Here is a 16,599-nt window from a genome sequence, read left to right as displayed (position 1 = left end):
AGCTGATGCTCCTTTTCTAATGTAAAAAAACAGCATTGCTTTTTCTTTAAGCATTTTTTTTGTAAAATAGAAAAGATAAGGCCGGTCTATCGGCTCTCCCAACAAATAGGCTCATCCTAGAAACGTTGGCGGGCATTTACCGGAAGCTTGCGAACCGCATTACAGCAACGAAACAGATGGGAGCTGATCCAATTTGAAATGTCCTTCATGCCAGCATAACGGTTCCCGCGTACTTGATTCACGGCCTGCGGACGAAGGGAAATCAATCCGCAGAAGGCGGGAATGCGAAGCCTGCCATTACCGCTTCACTACATTTGAGAAGTTTGAAGAGATGCCTCTGATCGTCGTGAAAAAAGAAGGCGTCCGGGAAGAATTCAGCCGTGAAAAAATGCTGCGCGGGTTAATTAAAGCTTGTGAAAAAAGGCCCGTTCCTTTAAAAACATTGGAAGACATGTGCTTTGACATTGAAAAAGAGCTGAGAAACCAAGGCGTATCTGAAGTCAAAAGCGAACTTGTCGGAGAAATGGTAATGGACCGCCTGGCGAAAATCGATGAGGTGTCTTATGTCCGCTTTGCCTCCGTCTACCGGCAGTTTAAGGATATAAACGTGTTTATCGATGAATTGAAAGATTTAATAAAGAAAGAACGCTGAGAGAGCTAAGAGATTGTGTCTGGCTCTTTTCTCATGAGCAAAATTGGCATTTGATAGATCGCAGAAACGGTGTAAAATGAGAGTAGAAACATATCGGAAGGTTTGAGAATCATGGCTGACTATTGGAATGACGTATTGCCTGTAGATCCTTATACGGTCAAAAGCCGTTCGCTTCTTCAGGATGTCGACAGACAGGTTTTGACACATCTGTACCAGCCGCTGATCGGTTCTTTTGCATTCTCCCTTTATATGACCTTGTGGGGGGAGCTTGAGCAGAACCGCTTGTGGGGAGCGGAATCCACGCACAGGCAGCTGATGGGCATGATGCAGTCAAATTTAAAAAAGATTCATCATGAACAGGGAAAGCTTGAAGGAATCGGGCTGCTGAAAGTGTATATCCGGGAGTCCGAGCAAAAAGAGCGGATGTTTATTTATGAGCTGCTGCCCCCGCTCAGGCCGAATGATTTTTTTGAAGACGGCATGCTGAATGTCTTTCTTTATAACAGAGTCGGTAAAACGAAATACCAGCAGCTGAGACAATTTTACACGCACCCTTCCGTCGGCGCGGGCGCAAGGGAAATTACCCGTCCGTTTAATCACGCCTTTGCCTCTTTTCAGCCGAGTGAATGGAAAATGACGCCTGATATGGAAGAGGCGATGAAGCTCCCCCAGGACTATGAGACGGCGTCTGTCGGACAAGCGCCTTCCTATACGGTGACGGAGGAAGTGTTTGATTTTGAGCTGTTTTTAGCGGGGTTATCAGAAACGATGATACCGCGCAAATCAATCACACAGGATGTGCGGGAGAGCATTAAAAAGCTTTCATATTTATACGGAATAGATCCTATCTCCATGCAGCACGTCGTCATGACCGCAATTAATGAACAGGATACGATAACGGCAGAAGCGCTGAGGAAAGCGGCCAGCGACTGGTACCAAATTGAAAGAAGCGGCAAGCTTCCCGAACTGATTGATAAAACACAGCCTGTCACCTTGAGAGAAAATCGGACGGAAAAGGACGATTCATTGAACGGCGAACTCATCGCACAGCTTGAGACCATATCACCGAGAAAGCTTCTTCAGGACATTGCGGACGGGACCGAGCCGTCAAAAGCCGACCTGCAGATTATCGCCGATATTATGTTCGAACAAAAGCTTGAGCCCGGCGTCACCAATGTGCTGATTTATTATGTCATGCTGAAAACGGATATGAAGCTGTCCAAAAACTATATCCAAAAAATCGCCGCCCACTGGGCCAGAAAGAAAGTCAAAACGGTACGGGAAGCAATGAAGCTCGCAATCGAAGAGCACAGGCAATATCTTGATTGGGCGGACGGCAAAACAAACGGCGCGGCGCGCGGCAAAAAAACCGTCCGGGAAGAAAAGCGCCCTGATTGGATGAAAGAAGAAACCGGGAAGAAACAAGAACAGCCGGCTCTTTCCGCACAGGATCTTGAAAAACAGAAGAAAAAAATGATGGAAGAAATGAAAAAACTGAAAAAATACTCTGCCTATTGAGACAGAGAAGCGGGGTGATATTGAATGGAACCGATCAGCCGATCCTTAGAAGGCGTGACGAAAAGACCTGACTTTCAAAAACGCCTGGAACGAATGCAGCAGCAAGTCATGGCCGACGAAGACGTCCAGGCTTTTTTGAAGGAACAGAAAGATGTAATCAATCAAAGCATGATTGACAGAGGGTTAAATAAACTGTACGAATTCGTTCAGCAAAGCAAACAGTGCGCCTTCTGTTCGAAAGACAGCCGGACGAACAGCCTGCTTGAAGGCTACCATCCGAAGCTTGTGATCAACGGGCGTTCCATTGATATTGAATATTACGAATGTCCGGAAAAGAGAAAGCTCGACCGCCAGAAAAGGCAAAAGTCCCTGATGAAGAGCATGTATATCCAGCAGGATCTTCTCGGCGCGACGTTTCAGCAGATCGACATTACCGATCCGAGCAGACTCGGCATTTTCCAGCATGTGACGGATTTTCTGAAGAGCTATAATGAAACGGGAAAAGGCAAAGGCCTGTATCTGTACGGAAAATTCGGAATCGGAAAGACATTTATTTTAGCCGCCATTGCCAACGAACTGGCGGAAAAAGAGTATTCATCAATGATCGTATATGTTCCCGAATTTGTCAGAGAGCTGAAAAACTCGCTCCAGGATCAGTCGCTGGAGGCGAAACTGAATATGGTGAAAACGACGCCCGTACTGATGCTTGATGACATCGGAGCGGAATCAATGACAAGCTGGGTCAGGGATGAAGTCATCGGCACCGTGCTTCAGCACAGAATGAGCCAGCAGCTTCCCACTTTCTTCTCGTCTAATTTTTCACCAGACGAGCTGAAGCATCATTTTACGTATTCACAGCGGGGAGAAAAGGAAGAAGTAAAAGCGGCAAGACTGATGGAGCGGATTTTATATTTGGCTTCGCCCGTCCGTCTTGACGGGGAAAACCGCCGCCGTTCATGATGCCGGCGTCCAATGGGAAGGATTTGAGGGAATGAGGAATAAGAAGGCTGTCACTTGGGCTGCGGCTGCGGCGGGAGCGGGTCTTTTGCTGTGGGCAAACCGCAAATATCTGAATCTGTCGCCTAAGGAGATCCGGCTGTGGGTGTTATCGTTCGGTGTTTTTGCGCCGCTTGTGTTTATCGGAATTTCCATCGTCAGGCCTTTTGTGCTGTTTCCCGTATCAATCGTTTCCGTCGCCGGAGGATTGGCGTTCGGCCCGTTTTTCGGCACCATGTATACGCTGGCGGGCTCAATGGGCGCTGCCGCCGCGTCTTTTTTTGCGGCGGGGCTGTTTGCCTTTAATGTGAAAAGCCGTCATGGAAAAATGGAAGCCATTCAAAAGCAGATGAAAACCAATGGCTTCTTTTATATTTTTATCCTGCGCATTCTGCCTGTTAACTTTGATGTGATCAGCTATGCCGCGGGCCTATCGAAAGTCAGGCCGGTAACGTATTTTTTGGCGACCGCAGCGGGCATCATTCCGGGGACGATCGTCCTGAATGTGCTCGGCGCGAGCTTTATGTCCGGCAATGTGCTGACCGTACTCTGCGTGATCTGTCTTTACGTCGTATTTTTATCGCTTCCCGTTATATTTAAAAAGAAGGTGCGTCATTTGTTCGGCGGTGAAAGCTAACCTTTACGTCTATTTTAAAAACATCCCCCATATACTTGTAACAGATGCCGTAAGGGGGGACAAATATGCTTGAAGTGATCTTTGAAGATGACCACGATACCGCCGCTTTTTTACATCTCATTCAGCAATCGGACGACCGGAGACATTTTATTGTCCGTGAAGGCATAAAAAAAGTCGGAATCGCAAGGTCTGAAACGGCTTTTTGCGTTCAGCGCTTTATTGAGCCGATACTTGTCAGGTTTTTTTTGGAATGCAAAGAAGACGAGCATATGCTTTCGCTTATTGAGGACGCATACTGCTTCACCGATCAGGATGAACAGCAGCAAATCCTTCAGCTTGCACACAGCATTATGGAAGGAGAGCTTGAGGATCATCCGTTTGAGCCGAAGAAAGAGCCGCGCGCACAGTTTATTTCAGATGCGCTCCGGACGATTTCACTTGATGCGGGTGTTTTTTCCGTGCGTTCGTTTCAGACGTTCCGGCTCGGCAGGTATTATGAGAGGCTCAGAGAATACGCGGAGGCTGCGATAGATGAATACCGGATGGAACAGGAATATCAAAACTTTATCCAGTCTCTGAGAGATTATGTGACATCCAATCCGCCGCGGATGAAGAAAGTCCGCATCGTACATGAACGGGCTTTTACGCTGTGGGAGCTGCGCTATGTGTCAGAACGGGAACAGAAAAAATACATAGACAGACGGTTTGTGCGGGAGCACCCGATGTATATAGATTCCCATCTCCTTGCGCCGCTGATCTCCATTGCGCCTGAGACGGTCGAACTGTATACGGACAAACCGGAACATATGATGTCCAGAACGATTCAAAACGTGTTTCAGGAGAGGGTGCGCCTTTTTCCGCTGGGCGCGTTTGCAGCCGAGAAGACGGAAGGATAGCCGCTCGGACGGCCTTGCGTAAGCGGCAGGGCTGTCTGTGCGAAATCAGACGGAAAACCGAGTTGCATTTTTCTCACAGACATTTTATAATACATAAAAGATTAATGATTGCTACACGTATTGATAAGGACATGAAGCATTGATACCGGCTTTATAAGAGAGGAGAGCCCAGGCTGAAAGCTTTCCAGCTATGGATCATTGTCTTTACCGCCTTTGAACTTCAGCTGTGAACGCCGGAATAAGCGCCAGTAATAGCTGACGGGAACTCCCGTTACAGAGTTTAGAGCCGCAGGTGCCGAAACAATCGGCCGCGCGGAAAAAAGGGTGGAACCACGATTCCGTTTATTTAACCTCGTCCCTTTCATAGGGGGCGGGGTTTTTGATTTGCATAAAAAAAGGAGTGACGAAGATGTCAGATATGATCAACATCACATTTCCGGACGGAGCGGTAAAGGAATTTCCGAAAGGAACAACAACAGAAGATATCGCGGCATCCATCAGTCCGGGATTAAAGAAAAAGTCTTTAGCCGGAAAACTGAACGGACAGGAAATTGATTTAAGAACGCCGATTCAAGAGGACGGTGCCGTAGAAATCATTACAGAAGGCACAGAAGAAGGCTTGAACATCATGCGGCACAGCACGGCGCATTTATTGGCCCAGGCGATTAAACGCATTTATAAAGATGTGAAATTCGGAGTCGGCCCCGTCATTGAAAACGGGTTCTATTATGACGTTGAAATGGAGCAGGCGCTGACGCCGGATGACCTTCCGAAGATTGAAAAAGAAATGAAACGCATCATTGGTGAAAATCTGCCGATCATCCGAAAAGAAGTGAGCCGTGATGAAGCAAAAGCCATGTTTGCGGAAATCGGCGATAATCTGAAGCTTGAATTGCTGGATGCCATCCCAGAAGACGAAACGGTCTCCATTTATGAGCAGGGCGAATTTTTTGACCTGTGCCGCGGCGTGCATGTGCCGTCTACAGGCAAAATTAAAGAATTTAAGCTGCTGAGCCTTGCGGGCGCATACTGGCGCGGCGACAGCAAAAACCAAATGCTTCAGCGCATTTACGGCACGGCCTTCTTTAAAAAGGATGACTTGAAAGAGCATTTGCGCATGCTTGAAGAAGCGAAAGAGCGTGACCACCGAAAACTGGGCAAAGAATTAAAGTTGTTTGCCAACTCTCAAAAAGTCGGACAAGGTCTGCCGCTCTGGCTGCCGAAAGGCGCGACCATCCGCCGCGTGATCGAGCGCTACATTGTGGATAAAGAGCTGAGCCTCGGTTATGAGCACGTCTATACGCCTGTCCTCGGAAGCAAAGACCTGTACGAAACATCAGGGCACTGGGATCATTATCAGGATACAATGTTCCCTCCGATGGAAATGGACAATGAAACACTCGTGCTCCGTCCGATGAACTGTCCTCACCATATGATGATTTACAAACAGGACATTCACAGCTACCGCGAGCTTCCGATCCGGATTGCAGAGCTGGGAACGATGCACCGATACGAAATGTCCGGGGCGCTTTCAGGTCTTCAGCGCGTACGCGGCATGACGTTAAATGACGCGCACATTTTCGTCCGCCCTGATCAGATTAAAGAAGAATTCATCCGCACCGTCCGTTTGATTCAAGACGTATACGAAGACTTCGGCCTGAGTGATTACACATTCCGCCTGTCTTACCGCGATCCTGAAGATACGGAAAAATATTTTGATGATGATGAGATGTGGAACAAAGCGCAATCCATGCTGAAGGCGGCAATGGATGAGATGGGGCACGACTATTATGAAGCGGAAGGCGAAGCGGCGTTTTACGGCCCTAAGCTTGACGTGCAGGTGAAAACGGCGATCGGCAAAGAAGAGACATTGTCAACTGTACAGCTTGACTTCCTTCTTCCGGAACGCTTTGATCTCACTTACGTCGGAGAAGACGGCAAACAGCACCGCCCTGTCGTTATTCACCGCGGAGTCGTGTCAACGATGGAGCGTTTCGTTGCTTTCTTAATCGAAGAGCACAAGGGCGCCCTTCCGACATGGCTTGCGCCGGTGCAATTCCAAGTCATTCCTGTATCACCGTCCGTGCATCTTGACTATGCGAAAAAAGTGCAGGAGCGCCTGCAGCGCGAAGGCCTGCGTGTCGAGCTTGACAGCCGGGACGAAAAAATCGGCTATAAAATCCGTGAAGCGCAAATGCAAAAAATCCCGTACATGCTTGTGGTCGGTGACCAAGAAGCGGAAAACGGCGCGGTAAACGTCCGGAAATACGGCGAGCAGAAATCAGAAACCGTCTCATTGGACGATTTTGTGAAAAAGGCTGTAGCCGAAGCGAAAAAATAACCGGAAATACAAAAACCCCGTTCATTCAGAATGGGGTTTTTTAGCGTATAAAATTATCTTTCTTTTTGTTTCTCTATAATCGCAAACAGCTCGTGAAGATCGCTGATCACGTAATCAGGCGCAATGTCCGTATCATTTTTCTTTTGCGTCCGGTTTACCCAGACTGTCGTAATGCCTGCCCGTTTCGCTCCCAATATATCAGTATTGAGGTTATCTCCGACCATCATGGCGTCTTCTTTTTTCAGGTTCAGGAGGCCGAGGCAATGTTCGAATATGGAGGCATCGGGTTTCCCTTTTCCGAAAGCGCCTGAGATGACGATTTCATTAAAATAAGGCGCGAGCTCAGGAACGCCGGCGAGTTTTTCTTTCTGCAGGCTGGGATCGCCGTTTGTCAGCAGAAGCAATTCATAAACACCTTTCAGCTTATCAAGCACCGCAAACGTTTCATCATACACATACGGACGCTGTCTGCGTTCCGCCGCGAAAAACTCCGCCAAATATTCGCCGTAAGCCGCATCGTCTATACCGACGCTTTTTAAGCCGTTCGTCCAGGCGTTTCGTCTGTATTCCGGCGCAATCCGATTCAGCTGTTTAAATCCTTCGCTGACCGGCTCGGAAAAATTCGCCCACAATCCTTCAAACGGATTAATGCCGATCATGACCGTATAAGGATAGGTTTCGTATGACATATACAATTCCCGTGCCGCTTTCCGAACCGCCTCTTCAAATGTATGCGGGTCAAGGCCATATTTTTTTTCCGCTTGTAAACATGTTTCCCTGAATGTTGTTCTGACGCTTTTTTCATCCCATAACAGTGTATCGTCCAAATCAAAAAATACGGCTTTCATGATCTTCTCCTCTTTGTTATATTCTGAAACTCTCTGCCGCAAGGCTCCCGTTTATTCTACAATAGATACATAGACTGTGAAAGATGTTTTCAGATGATTTGAAAAAAACAGGCAGGTTTGTGTCAGATTCTGTCTCAGGCTCTAAAACGTGATAAAATACAATTTGAAAGAACAGGTGAAAAGTATGCTGCATTTGATCATCATGATGCTGGAAAGAGTCGGAATTATCGTCATATTGGGATTTGTTCTGGCTCATACCAGATTGTTCAGACAGGCGCTCCAGCAGCCTGAGAGCTATAAAGGCAAAGCGGTGCTGATTTCAATTTTCTCGCTGTTCAGTATCATCAGCAACTATACGGGAATAGAAATTCAGCGGAATACAATCATGAATAATGACTGGGTGTTTCAAATTAATCCGTCCGGTTCAATTGCCAATACAAGAATTATGGGCGTTGAAATCGGCGGACTCTTAGGCGGCCCGTATGTGGGAATCGGCGTCGGCATACTGGCCGGCCTGCATCGTTTATCACTCGGCGGCGCGACCGCAGTCAGCTGTGCCGTCTCATCCGTTTTAGCGGGCATTTTGTCCGGCTGGATCGGACGGTATTTCAGAAAACGCTATGCGATGCCGACACCGCGTGTGGCCGCGCTTGTCGGACTCGGAATGGAATCGCTGCAAATGCTGCTCATCCTCTTGATGGCCAAGCCGTTTTCTGATGCTTGGACGCTTGTGAGCATCATCGGCATCCCGATGATATTGGTAAACGGGTCAGGGACTTTTATTTTTCTTTCGATCATTCAGTCGATTATCCGGAAGGAAGAACGGGCGAGAGCCCTTGAAACCCATAGGGTGCTGATGATTGCCGATCAGACGCTTCCGTTTTTCCGCCAGGGACTGAATGAAAGCTCATGCAAAAGCGTCGCCGCCATCATTCACAGGCAAACAGGAACGGACGCGGTATCGCTTACGGATAACGAAAAGATTTTGGCGCACGTCGGCGCGGGTGCCGACCATCATATTCCGTCTGAAAGCCTGATCACCGGATTGTCAAAACGCGTCATTAAAACGGGTCATATTATGAAAGCGACATCAAAGGAAGAAATTGAATGCACGCACGATCCCTGTCCGCTGCATGCGGCGATTGTATTGCCGCTGACGTCAAACGGCAAAACGATCGGGACGCTGAAAATGTACTTTAAAAGCCCGTCAGGTTTAAGCCGGGTTGAAGAAGAGCTTGCAGAAGGACTCGCCATGCTGTTTTCCACTCAGCTTGAACTCGGCGAGGCGGAACTGCAGAGCAAATTGCTGAAAGACGCAGAAATAAAGGCGCTTCAAGCACAGGTCAATCCGCATTTTCTGTTTAATGCGATCAATACGATTTCTGCACTTTGCCGTACGGATGTGGAAAAAACCCGAAAGCTTCTGCTGCAGCTCAGCGTCTATTTCCGTTCCAATCTGCAGGGAGCAAGGCAGCTGCTCATCCCGCTTTCTAAAGAACTGAACCATCTGCAGGCGTATTTATCATTGGAGCAGGCCCGTTTTCCCGGGAAATATAAAATCAGTCTTGAAATCGAACGCGGTTTGGAGGACATCGAAATTCCTCCTTTTGTGCTGCAGATTCTCGTCGAAAATGCGCTTCGCCATGCATTTTCAAGAAAGCAGGACAGCTGTGCAGTCAATGTCAGCGTGGTATCCGCCGGTCAGTCGGTTTTAATGCGGGTTGGAGATAACGGGCGGGGAATTGATCCGGAATTGCTGTCCGTGCTCGGAAACCGTCCGCTCCCGTCTAAAGAAGGGACGGGAACCGCGCTTTACAATTTAAATCAGCGGCTGATCGGGCTGTTCGGCCCACAAGCAGCCCTGCGATTGGAAAGTGAGGCCGGCAAAGGTACGGACGTATCATTTGAGCTGCCTTTGAAACTGATGACTAAAGGAGAAGAACATGCTGAAGGTGTTAATCGTTGATGATGAAATGCTGGCAAGAGATGAATTAGCTTATTTGCTGAAACGGACGAATGAAGTAAGTGACATAAACGAAGCTGAAAATATTGAATCCGCTTTTGACAGTATGATGGATCAAAAACCGGATCTGCTGTTTTTGGACGTTGATTTGTCAGGAGAAAACGGATTTGACATTGCCAAACGGCTGAAAAACATGAAAAATCCGCCGGCCGTCGTTTTTGCGACGGCGTATGACCAATTTGCTTTAAAAGCTTTTGAAGTCGACGCGCTCGATTATTTAACGAAGCCTTTTGATGAAGAAAGAGTGCGCCAGACGATCAGAAAGTTTAAAAGAGTGAAGCTGGACAGGGCAGGAGCCGTCTCGGAGCAGCCGTCCGCAGCCGGAGCGCATAAACTGGCTGTATCAGCCGGTGAATCTATTGTCATTTTAGATACGAAGGACATTATTTACGCCGGCATGGAGGACGGACACGTTTCCGTCAAAACGTTTGCCGCGTCTTATTCCGTTCATGAAACTTTGGCGGTCATTGAGAAAAAACTGCCTGATACGGGTTTCTTGAGAGTGCACCGCGCGTTCATCGTGAATACGGAGCATATTACGGAAATTCATCCGTGGTTTAATTCGACTTACAATCTGATCTTAAAAGACGGCTCTAAAATTCCCGTCAGCCGTACATACGCCAAGGACTTAAAAAAGCTGCTTCATATTATATGAGGCGGCTTTTGCATTTCAGCAGCCGTTTTTTGCATTTCAGAATGAATATTCAGCCGTTTGTTATGAAAGCGCTTTAAAAATCAATTTCTCTTTTATAATGGACCTAACAAAGAGAAAGAGGTGAAGAAAATGAGTGCGAAAAAAGTGTACGGATTTCTGACACAAGCATTTATTTTTGCCGTAATTATGCTCATATCTAATGGGATTGCAGCGATTGTCCCCATTCCTATACCCGCTTCCGTAGTAGGTTTGGTGTTATTATTTGTCCTCTTATGCCTGAAAGTGATTAAGCTTGAACAAGTAGAAACGCTGGGAACATCATTAACGTCACTGATCGGATTTTTATTTGTCCCGTCGGGCATCTCCGTGATGAATTCACTTGGCGTCATGCAGCAGTACGGCGTGCAGATCGCACTCGTCATCTTACTCGCCACCATCATTCTGTTAGGGGCGACGGGCCTTTTTTCTCAGCTGATCTTGTCTGTCAGCCAAAAACGTCAGAAGGCTGCTCCGGCTGATAAACAAACGGTGCGCCGTTCCAATCAGGAAAACGAACTTGTGCAGCATTAGGAGGGAAAACGGATGAGTCCATATTTCGGTATTGTCGTTTCACTTGCGGCCTTTGGCATCGGCACGTATTTATTTAAAAAAACGAGAGGCTTTTTCCTCTTCACCCCGCTGTTTGTCGCGATGGTGCTTGGAATCCTTTTTCTGAAGCTCGGCGGTTTTTCATATGAAGATTATAAAAGCGGAGGAGACATTATCAAATTCTTCCTGGAGCCCGCGACGATCGCTTTTGCCATCCCTTTATACAAACAGCGTGACAAGCTGAAAAAATACTGGTGGCAGATTATGTCCTCCATCATTGTCGGCTCTATCTGCTCAGTCACGATTGTCTATTTGATCGCAAAAGGCATTCATCTCGACGCGGCCGTTATGAAAAGCATGCTTCCGCAGGCGGCGACAACGGCAATTGCCCTTCCGCTGTCAAAAGGGATCGGCGGCATCACCGACATCACCGCTTTCGCCGTTATTTTCAACGCCGTTATCGTCTATGCTCTGGGCGCTCTATTCTTAAAACTGTTTAAAGTAAAGCACCCAATCTCTAAGGGACTGGCTCTCGGCACATCAGGACACGCACTCGGTGTTGCGGTCGGCATTGAGATGGGGGAAGTAGAAGCGGCAATGGCAAGTATCGCGGTTGTCGTCGTAGGAGTGGTGACGGTGCTGGTCATTCCGGTATTCGTTCAGCTCATCGGAGGATAAACCCGGGTCATAGACCCGGGTTTTTTATTGTGTTGGCACGTCCGCGGGCGGCAAAGAACGAAATTTCACATTTTTCCTTGCGCTCACACTGGCATCGTGTTAAAATGAGAAAGTTGATCCGGAGAAGTCATTCTTGACTAATGATCCGGTATTGTGTAGAATAGTTATTGAATTGAATATAAATCACAAGCAGAGGCACCCGCTTCTCACCTGATTGACACATTCATGTAGTTGGCAGGTTGACCGTACATTTTTATTTATGCAGATGTTCGTAGTGTGGGTGTGTTGTCATGCCCGCACTTTTTGTTTGCCTGCAGAATGCAGTCAAAAAGCGTTGTGAATCAATTCGAAGAAACTATGGAGGTGGCTCATTATTAGCAAAGATCAATTGGTTAATGAGGGTATCCGTGCACGTGAAGTTCGTCTGATCGGACAAAATGGCGATCAGCTCGGCATCAAGTCCCGTCAGGAAGCACTTGAAATCGCCGGCCGCGCAAATCTTGACCTTGTGTTAGTTGCAGCAAATGCAAAACCGCCTGTCTGCCGCATCATGGACTACGGTAAGTTCCGATTCGAGCAGCAGAAAAAGGACAAAGAAGCACGCAAAAATCAAAAAATCATTAACTTAAAAGAAGTTAGATTAAGTCCGACGATCGATGAGCATGACTTTAACACGAAATTGCGCAATGCGATTAAATTCCTTGAAAAAGGCGATAAAGTGAAAGCTTCTATCCGCTTTAAAGGGCGCGCAATCACTCATAAAGAAATCGGCCAGCGCGTATTGGACCGTTTCTCTGAAGCATGTGCGGAAGTTGCGACAGTCGAAACAAAACCAAAAATGGACGGCCGCAGCATGTTCTTAATGCTCGCGCCGAAAAACGAAAAGCAATAAGGAGGAAATCCCATGCCAAAAATGAAAACTCACCGCGGATCTGCTAAACGTTTTAAAAAGACAGGTTCTGGGAAGTTAAAACGTTCTCATGCATACACAAGTCACTTATTCGCCAACAAATCCCAAAAGCAAAAGCGTAAGCTTCGCAAGGGTGCTATTGTGAGCGCAGGAGACTTCAAACGCATCAAACAACAGCTTGCCAACATCAAGTAATCGGACAAGGAACAATTAGGAGGGAAATCTAATGCCAAGAGTAAAAGGCGGAACTGTTACACGTAAGCGTCGTAAAAAGGTTCTTAAATTAGCAAAAGGTTATTTCGGTTCAAAACATACATTATACAAAGTAGCAAACCAGCAGGTCATGAAATCAGGAAACTATGCATTCCGTGACCGCCGTCAGAAAAAACGTGATTTCCGTAAGCTTTGGATCACTCGTATCAACGCTGCTGCACGTATGAACGGTCTTTCTTACAGCCGTTTAATGCACGGTCTTAAGCTTTCAGGCATCGAAGTAAACCGCAAAATGCTTGCTGATCTTGCTGTAAACGATCTTACTGCTTTCAATCAGCTTGCTGATGCTGCTAAAGCTCAGTTAGACAAGTAAGTTGAAAAAGCCGCTCTCTTTCCGGGAGCGGTTTTTTTACGTAAAGGGTGACAATCAATGGCTCTCTTCATTTACGCCGTATTGATAAACGGATACGGCTTTTGGATCATGGGCGCTGATAAAAGAAGAGCAAAGGCGCACAGGTGGAGAATATCAGAGAAACGAATATGGCTCACAGCCGCCATGTTCGGCTCACTCGGCGTATGGATCGGCATGCGCACCTTCAGGCATAAGACGAAGCACAAATCCTTTTTATACGGGGTGCCGCTGCTTTTTCTCACTGAAGCCGCCCTTATGCTCATGTATTTGATGTATAAAAAATAAAAAGCAGGAGAGCTTATCGCTCGCCTGCTTTTTTCGCTTTTTTGATGGGCTGGTCCCAATCAATCTTGCAATTCGGGTACCGCTCCAATACCTTTTTTTCGACTTCTTCAAAATCACCTGCAGAAAAGCGGTTCAGCTTTTCCGGATTTTCGGTCCATACAAATATCGTATGAATAAACAGCGGATGATCTTTGGAAGGGATATGCTTTTCTCCTTCAAAGAGCACTCCTTTATAAGTAAGCTGGAGATTTTTTCGCGTGTTTTTCTGTTCGTCAATAAAATAAAAATTCTCTTTTGATTGCGCCAGTCTGAGCCTTCTTTTCGGGTTTGCGTAAAATTTGACGCACATGTAAATAAAATAAATAAGAAGTGCAAGCAAGACAATCCTCAATACTGTAATGGCCATATGTGTGAAGGCACCTCCTCACCTTTGTCATGATCTGATGTAATACGAAAAACAAAACAAAAAGTTTCATTTTTTTAAAAGAAATAGATAAAAACATTTACCCGTTTTTCAGGCGAATTAATCGTATGCTTCAGCATTGGTTTTGTATAATAAGAAGGGTAGTGAAAAAAAGGAGGTTTATTGATGACAAAATTAGATGAAACGCTCACCATGCTGAAAGCGTTAACGGATGCAAAAGGGATACCGGGAAATGAGAGAGAAGTAAGACAAGTGATGAAATCATACATAGAACCATTTGCCGATGATGTCACAACAGACCGGCTGGGAAGTTTAATCGCCAAAAAAACCGGCAAAGAAAACGGTCCGAAAATCATGATCTCAGGGCATTTAGACGAAGTCGGTTTTATGGTGACGCAAATCACTGATAAAGGCTTTCTCCGCTTTCAAACCGTCGGCGGCTGGTGGTCTCAGGTCATGCTGGCCCAGCGCGTCACCGTCGTGACAAAAAAAGGGGACATCACGGGGATCATCGGTTCGAAACCGCCTCACATTCTGCCTCCTGACGCCAGAAAAAAAGCCGCTGATATTAAAGAGATGTTCATCGATATCGGGGCGTCCAGCCGTGAAGAAGCAATGGAATGGGGCGTTCTTCCGGGTGATCAGATTGTGCCGTATTTTGAATTTACAGTGATGAACAATGAAAAGCATTTATTGGCGAAAGCGTGGGACAACCGTATCGGCTGTGCGATTGCCATCGATGTATTAAAAAATCTGAAAAACAGTGATCACCCGAATGAAGTATACGGGGTCGGAACGGTTCAAGAAGAAGTCGGGCTGCGCGGGGCGAAAACAGCGGCACATACGATCCAGCCTGATATCGCGTTCGGTGTGGATGTCGGAATTGCCGGAGATACACCGGGAATTTCTGAAAAAGAGGCGCAAAGCAAAATCGGCGAAGGGCCGCAAATTATTCTGTATGACGCGTCAATGGTATCTCACAAAGGGCTGCGCGACCTTGTCGTAAACACGGCGGAAGAAGCGGGAATTCCGTATCAATTCGATTCCATTGCCGGAGGGGGCACGGATTCAGGTTCTATTCATTTAACCGCAAACGGAGTGCCGGCGCTGTCCATTACGATCGCGACGCGCTACATTCACACTCATGCCGCTATTTTGCATCGGGATGATTATGAGAATACGGTAAAATTGATCACAGAAGTGATTAAAAAATTAGACCGGGAAACGGTTGACCGTATTACTTATCAATAAAGATACGGAAGAATCTGCTTTTTTAAGCAGATTCTTTTTTTTGTCTGTACAAATATGAGCCTTGCGTCTACAATAAGAAAAGACATAGAAAAATCTGACAACATGTTTTTTTGAAAGCGCTTTAAAAAAAGGGAGGTTTACAAATGAAAAACAGATTCAGACGCATGATCCGCTTTTCATGCGCAGCCGTTACAGCCGGTCTGCTTCTGATGTCTTCATCTCCGGCATCTGCCGCGTTTTGGGGGGCATCAAATGAATTGCTTCATGATCCGACAATGGCGAAGGAAGGAAACACGTGGTACGCTTTCGGAACCGGTTTGGAAGGGGAGAGGGGGCTTCGCGTCTTAAAGGCGGGCAGCGGCGGCGTATGGACCGTTCAGAAATCAATCTTTACTTCCCCGCTGTCATGGTGGGGCAATTATGTGCCGAATTACGGGCTGAATCAATGGGCCCCCGATGTTCAATATTTTAACGGAAAGTATTGGCTGTATTATGCCGTTTCTTCATTCGGCAAAAATACCTCCGCGATCGGTCTTGCATCATCTACAAGTCTCAGTTCGGGAAACTGGAAGGACGAAGGGCTCGTCATCCGTTCAACAAGCGCCAATAACTACAATGCAATTGATCCGGAGCTGACAATTGATAAAGACGGAAACCCCTGGCTTGCCTTCGGTTCTTTTTGGAGCGGCATTAAGCTGACAAAGCTTGATAAAAATACAATGAAACCGACGGGATCACTTTATTCCATCGCTGCCAGGCCGAATAACGGCGGAGCTTTGGAAGCGCCGGCCATCACCTACCAGAACGGCTACTATTACTTAATGGTGTCGTTTGATAAATGCTGTTCAGGCGTGAATAGTACGTACAAAATCGCTTATGGAAGATCCAAAAGCATCACCGGCCCATATCTCGATAAAAGCGGGAAAAGCATGTCTGAAGGCGGAGGGACGATTCTTGATTCCGGCAATGACCGCTGGAAAGGCCCGGGCGGTCAAGATATTGTGAACGGGAATATTTTAGTGCGTCATGCGTATGATGCCGAAAACAGCGGAATTCCGAAGATGCTCATCAATGATATCGATTGGAGTTCAGGCTGGCCTTCCTATTAATTGATCAGCCGGGCATGTGTGTCCGGCTTTTTTACTTGCAATAAAAGATTGACAGTTTGATTCCTCCTTAACTATAATGAAGTTGTTCGTACAAATAAAAGAATAAAAGTTTTATTATTTATATTCGTACGTATATTTATTTAAAAATGCAAGCGCTTTATTT

18 protein-coding genes and 1 other annotated feature are annotated in these 16,599 nt (G+C 46.7%); of the genes, 16 read left to right on the top strand and 2 right to left on the bottom strand.

Features of this window, described 5'->3' with window-relative positions; genetic code table 11:
- Nucleotides 1–193: 193 nt before the first annotated feature.
- The 6 genes from nrdR to thrS all read left to right on the top strand — a co-directional run bounded on the left by nrdR (nucleotide 194) and on the right by thrS (nucleotide 7,040).
- Nucleotides 194–652: a transcriptional regulator NrdR gene (gene nrdR / locus OWN49_RS12170; RefSeq protein WP_003152473.1), complete on the top strand. Its 459-nt coding sequence runs from the start codon at nucleotides 194–196 to the stop codon at nucleotides 650–652.
- A gap of 111 nt (nucleotides 653–763) precedes the next feature.
- A complete protein-coding gene (locus OWN49_RS12165) occupies nucleotides 764–2,170 on the top strand; it encodes a replication initiation and membrane attachment family protein (protein ID WP_176283462.1) in 1,407 nt (468 codons plus the stop codon).
- A gap of 24 nt (nucleotides 2,171–2,194) precedes the next feature.
- Nucleotides 2,195–3,130, top strand: a complete 936-nt coding sequence (gene dnaI / locus OWN49_RS12160; protein ID WP_007408085.1) for a primosomal protein DnaI — start codon at nucleotides 2,195–2,197, stop codon at nucleotides 3,128–3,130.
- Between the two features lie 31 nt (nucleotides 3,131–3,161).
- Nucleotides 3,162–3,803, top strand: a complete 642-nt coding sequence (locus OWN49_RS12155; protein WP_176283461.1) for a TVP38/TMEM64 family protein — start codon at nucleotides 3,162–3,164, stop codon at nucleotides 3,801–3,803.
- A gap of 65 nt (nucleotides 3,804–3,868) precedes the next feature.
- Nucleotides 3,869–4,699, top strand: coding sequence for a putative sporulation protein YtxC (ytxC, locus tag OWN49_RS12150; RefSeq protein ID WP_146277310.1), 831 nt, complete (start codon nucleotides 3,869–3,871; stop codon nucleotides 4,697–4,699).
- Nucleotides 4,700–5,108: 409 nt separating this feature from the next.
- On the top strand, nucleotides 5,109–7,040 hold the full coding sequence (gene thrS, locus OWN49_RS12145; RefSeq protein ID WP_003152480.1) for a threonine--tRNA ligase: 1,932 nt from the start codon (nucleotides 5,109–5,111) through the stop codon (nucleotides 7,038–7,040).
- Nucleotides 7,041–7,093: 53 nt separating this feature from the next.
- On the opposite strand, the gene OWN49_RS12140 is transcribed toward thrS, so the two are convergent.
- Nucleotides 7,094–7,888: an HAD family hydrolase gene (locus OWN49_RS12140; RefSeq protein ID WP_061046572.1), complete on the bottom strand. Its 795-nt coding sequence runs from the start codon at nucleotides 7,886–7,888 to the stop codon at nucleotides 7,094–7,096.
- A 184-nt stretch (nucleotides 7,889–8,072) separates the two neighbouring features.
- On the opposite strand from OWN49_RS12140, the gene OWN49_RS12135 reads away from it, so the two are divergent.
- The 8 genes from OWN49_RS12135 to OWN49_RS12100 all read left to right on the top strand — a co-directional run bounded on the left by OWN49_RS12135 (nucleotide 8,073) and on the right by OWN49_RS12100 (nucleotide 13,652).
- Complete coding sequence (locus tag OWN49_RS12135; protein ID WP_031379151.1) at nucleotides 8,073–9,854, top strand: sensor histidine kinase; 1,782 nt, start codon at nucleotides 8,073–8,075, stop codon at nucleotides 9,852–9,854.
- Nucleotides 9,832–10,566 (top strand): LytR/AlgR family response regulator transcription factor, encoded by a 735-nt coding sequence (locus OWN49_RS12130; protein ID WP_058906272.1) that lies wholly within the window; start codon nucleotides 9,832–9,834, stop codon nucleotides 10,564–10,566. Before OWN49_RS12135 ends, OWN49_RS12130 begins: the two co-directional genes overlap by 23 nt.
- A 129-nt stretch (nucleotides 10,567–10,695) precedes the next feature.
- Nucleotides 10,696–11,136 (top strand): antiholin-like murein hydrolase modulator LrgA, encoded by a 441-nt coding sequence (gene lrgA / locus OWN49_RS12125; RefSeq protein ID WP_003152485.1) that lies wholly within the window; start codon nucleotides 10,696–10,698, stop codon nucleotides 11,134–11,136.
- Nucleotides 11,137–11,148: 12 nt separating this feature from the next.
- Nucleotides 11,149–11,832, top strand: coding sequence for an antiholin-like protein LrgB (gene lrgB / locus OWN49_RS12120; RefSeq protein WP_007408093.1), 684 nt, complete (start codon nucleotides 11,149–11,151; stop codon nucleotides 11,830–11,832).
- Between the two features lie 181 nt (nucleotides 11,833–12,013).
- Nucleotides 12,014–12,144 (top strand) — a sequence feature (ribosomal protein L20 leader region).
- Nucleotides 12,145–12,202: 58 nt separating this feature from the next.
- Nucleotides 12,203–12,724, top strand: a complete 522-nt coding sequence (infC, locus tag OWN49_RS12115; protein ID WP_071543361.1) for a translation initiation factor IF-3 — start codon at nucleotides 12,203–12,205, stop codon at nucleotides 12,722–12,724.
- Between the two features lie 12 nt (nucleotides 12,725–12,736).
- Nucleotides 12,737–12,937, top strand: coding sequence for a 50S ribosomal protein L35 (rpmI, locus tag OWN49_RS12110; RefSeq protein ID WP_003152493.1), 201 nt, complete (start codon nucleotides 12,737–12,739; stop codon nucleotides 12,935–12,937).
- Between the two features lie 31 nt (nucleotides 12,938–12,968).
- A complete protein-coding gene (rplT, locus tag OWN49_RS12105) occupies nucleotides 12,969–13,328 on the top strand; it encodes a 50S ribosomal protein L20 (RefSeq protein ID WP_003152495.1) in 360 nt (119 codons plus the stop codon).
- Nucleotides 13,329–13,385: 57 nt separating this feature from the next.
- A complete protein-coding gene (locus tag OWN49_RS12100) occupies nucleotides 13,386–13,652 on the top strand; it encodes a DUF1294 domain-containing protein (RefSeq protein ID WP_094247673.1) in 267 nt (88 codons plus the stop codon).
- Between the two features lie 13 nt (nucleotides 13,653–13,665).
- On the opposite strand, the gene OWN49_RS12095 is transcribed toward OWN49_RS12100, so the two are convergent.
- Nucleotides 13,666–14,058, bottom strand: a complete 393-nt coding sequence (locus tag OWN49_RS12095) for a hypothetical protein (protein ID WP_003152498.1) — start codon at nucleotides 14,056–14,058, stop codon at nucleotides 13,666–13,668.
- Between the two features lie 183 nt (nucleotides 14,059–14,241).
- Here OWN49_RS12095 and OWN49_RS12090 point away from each other — a divergent pair, with 183 nt between their 5' ends.
- On the top strand, nucleotides 14,242–15,327 hold the full coding sequence (locus OWN49_RS12090) for a M42 family metallopeptidase (RefSeq protein ID WP_007408096.1): 1,086 nt from the start codon (nucleotides 14,242–14,244) through the stop codon (nucleotides 15,325–15,327).
- Nucleotides 15,328–15,470: 143 nt separating this feature from the next.
- The gene (locus OWN49_RS12085) at nucleotides 15,471–16,436 is read left to right on the top strand and encodes a glycoside hydrolase family 43 protein (protein WP_015387871.1); all 966 of its coding nucleotides are present in this window, start codon (nucleotides 15,471–15,473) and stop codon (nucleotides 16,434–16,436) included.
- Nucleotides 16,437–16,599: the final 163 nt, after the last annotated feature.

This window comes from Bacillus sp. NEAU-242-2, assembly GCF_027853835.1.
Classification (GTDB): Bacteria; Bacillota; Bacilli; order Bacillales; family Bacillaceae; genus Bacillus; species Bacillus velezensis.
The sequence above is the reverse complement of the archived record's forward strand: the minus strand, read 5'-3'. Positions and strand labels throughout refer to the sequence as shown.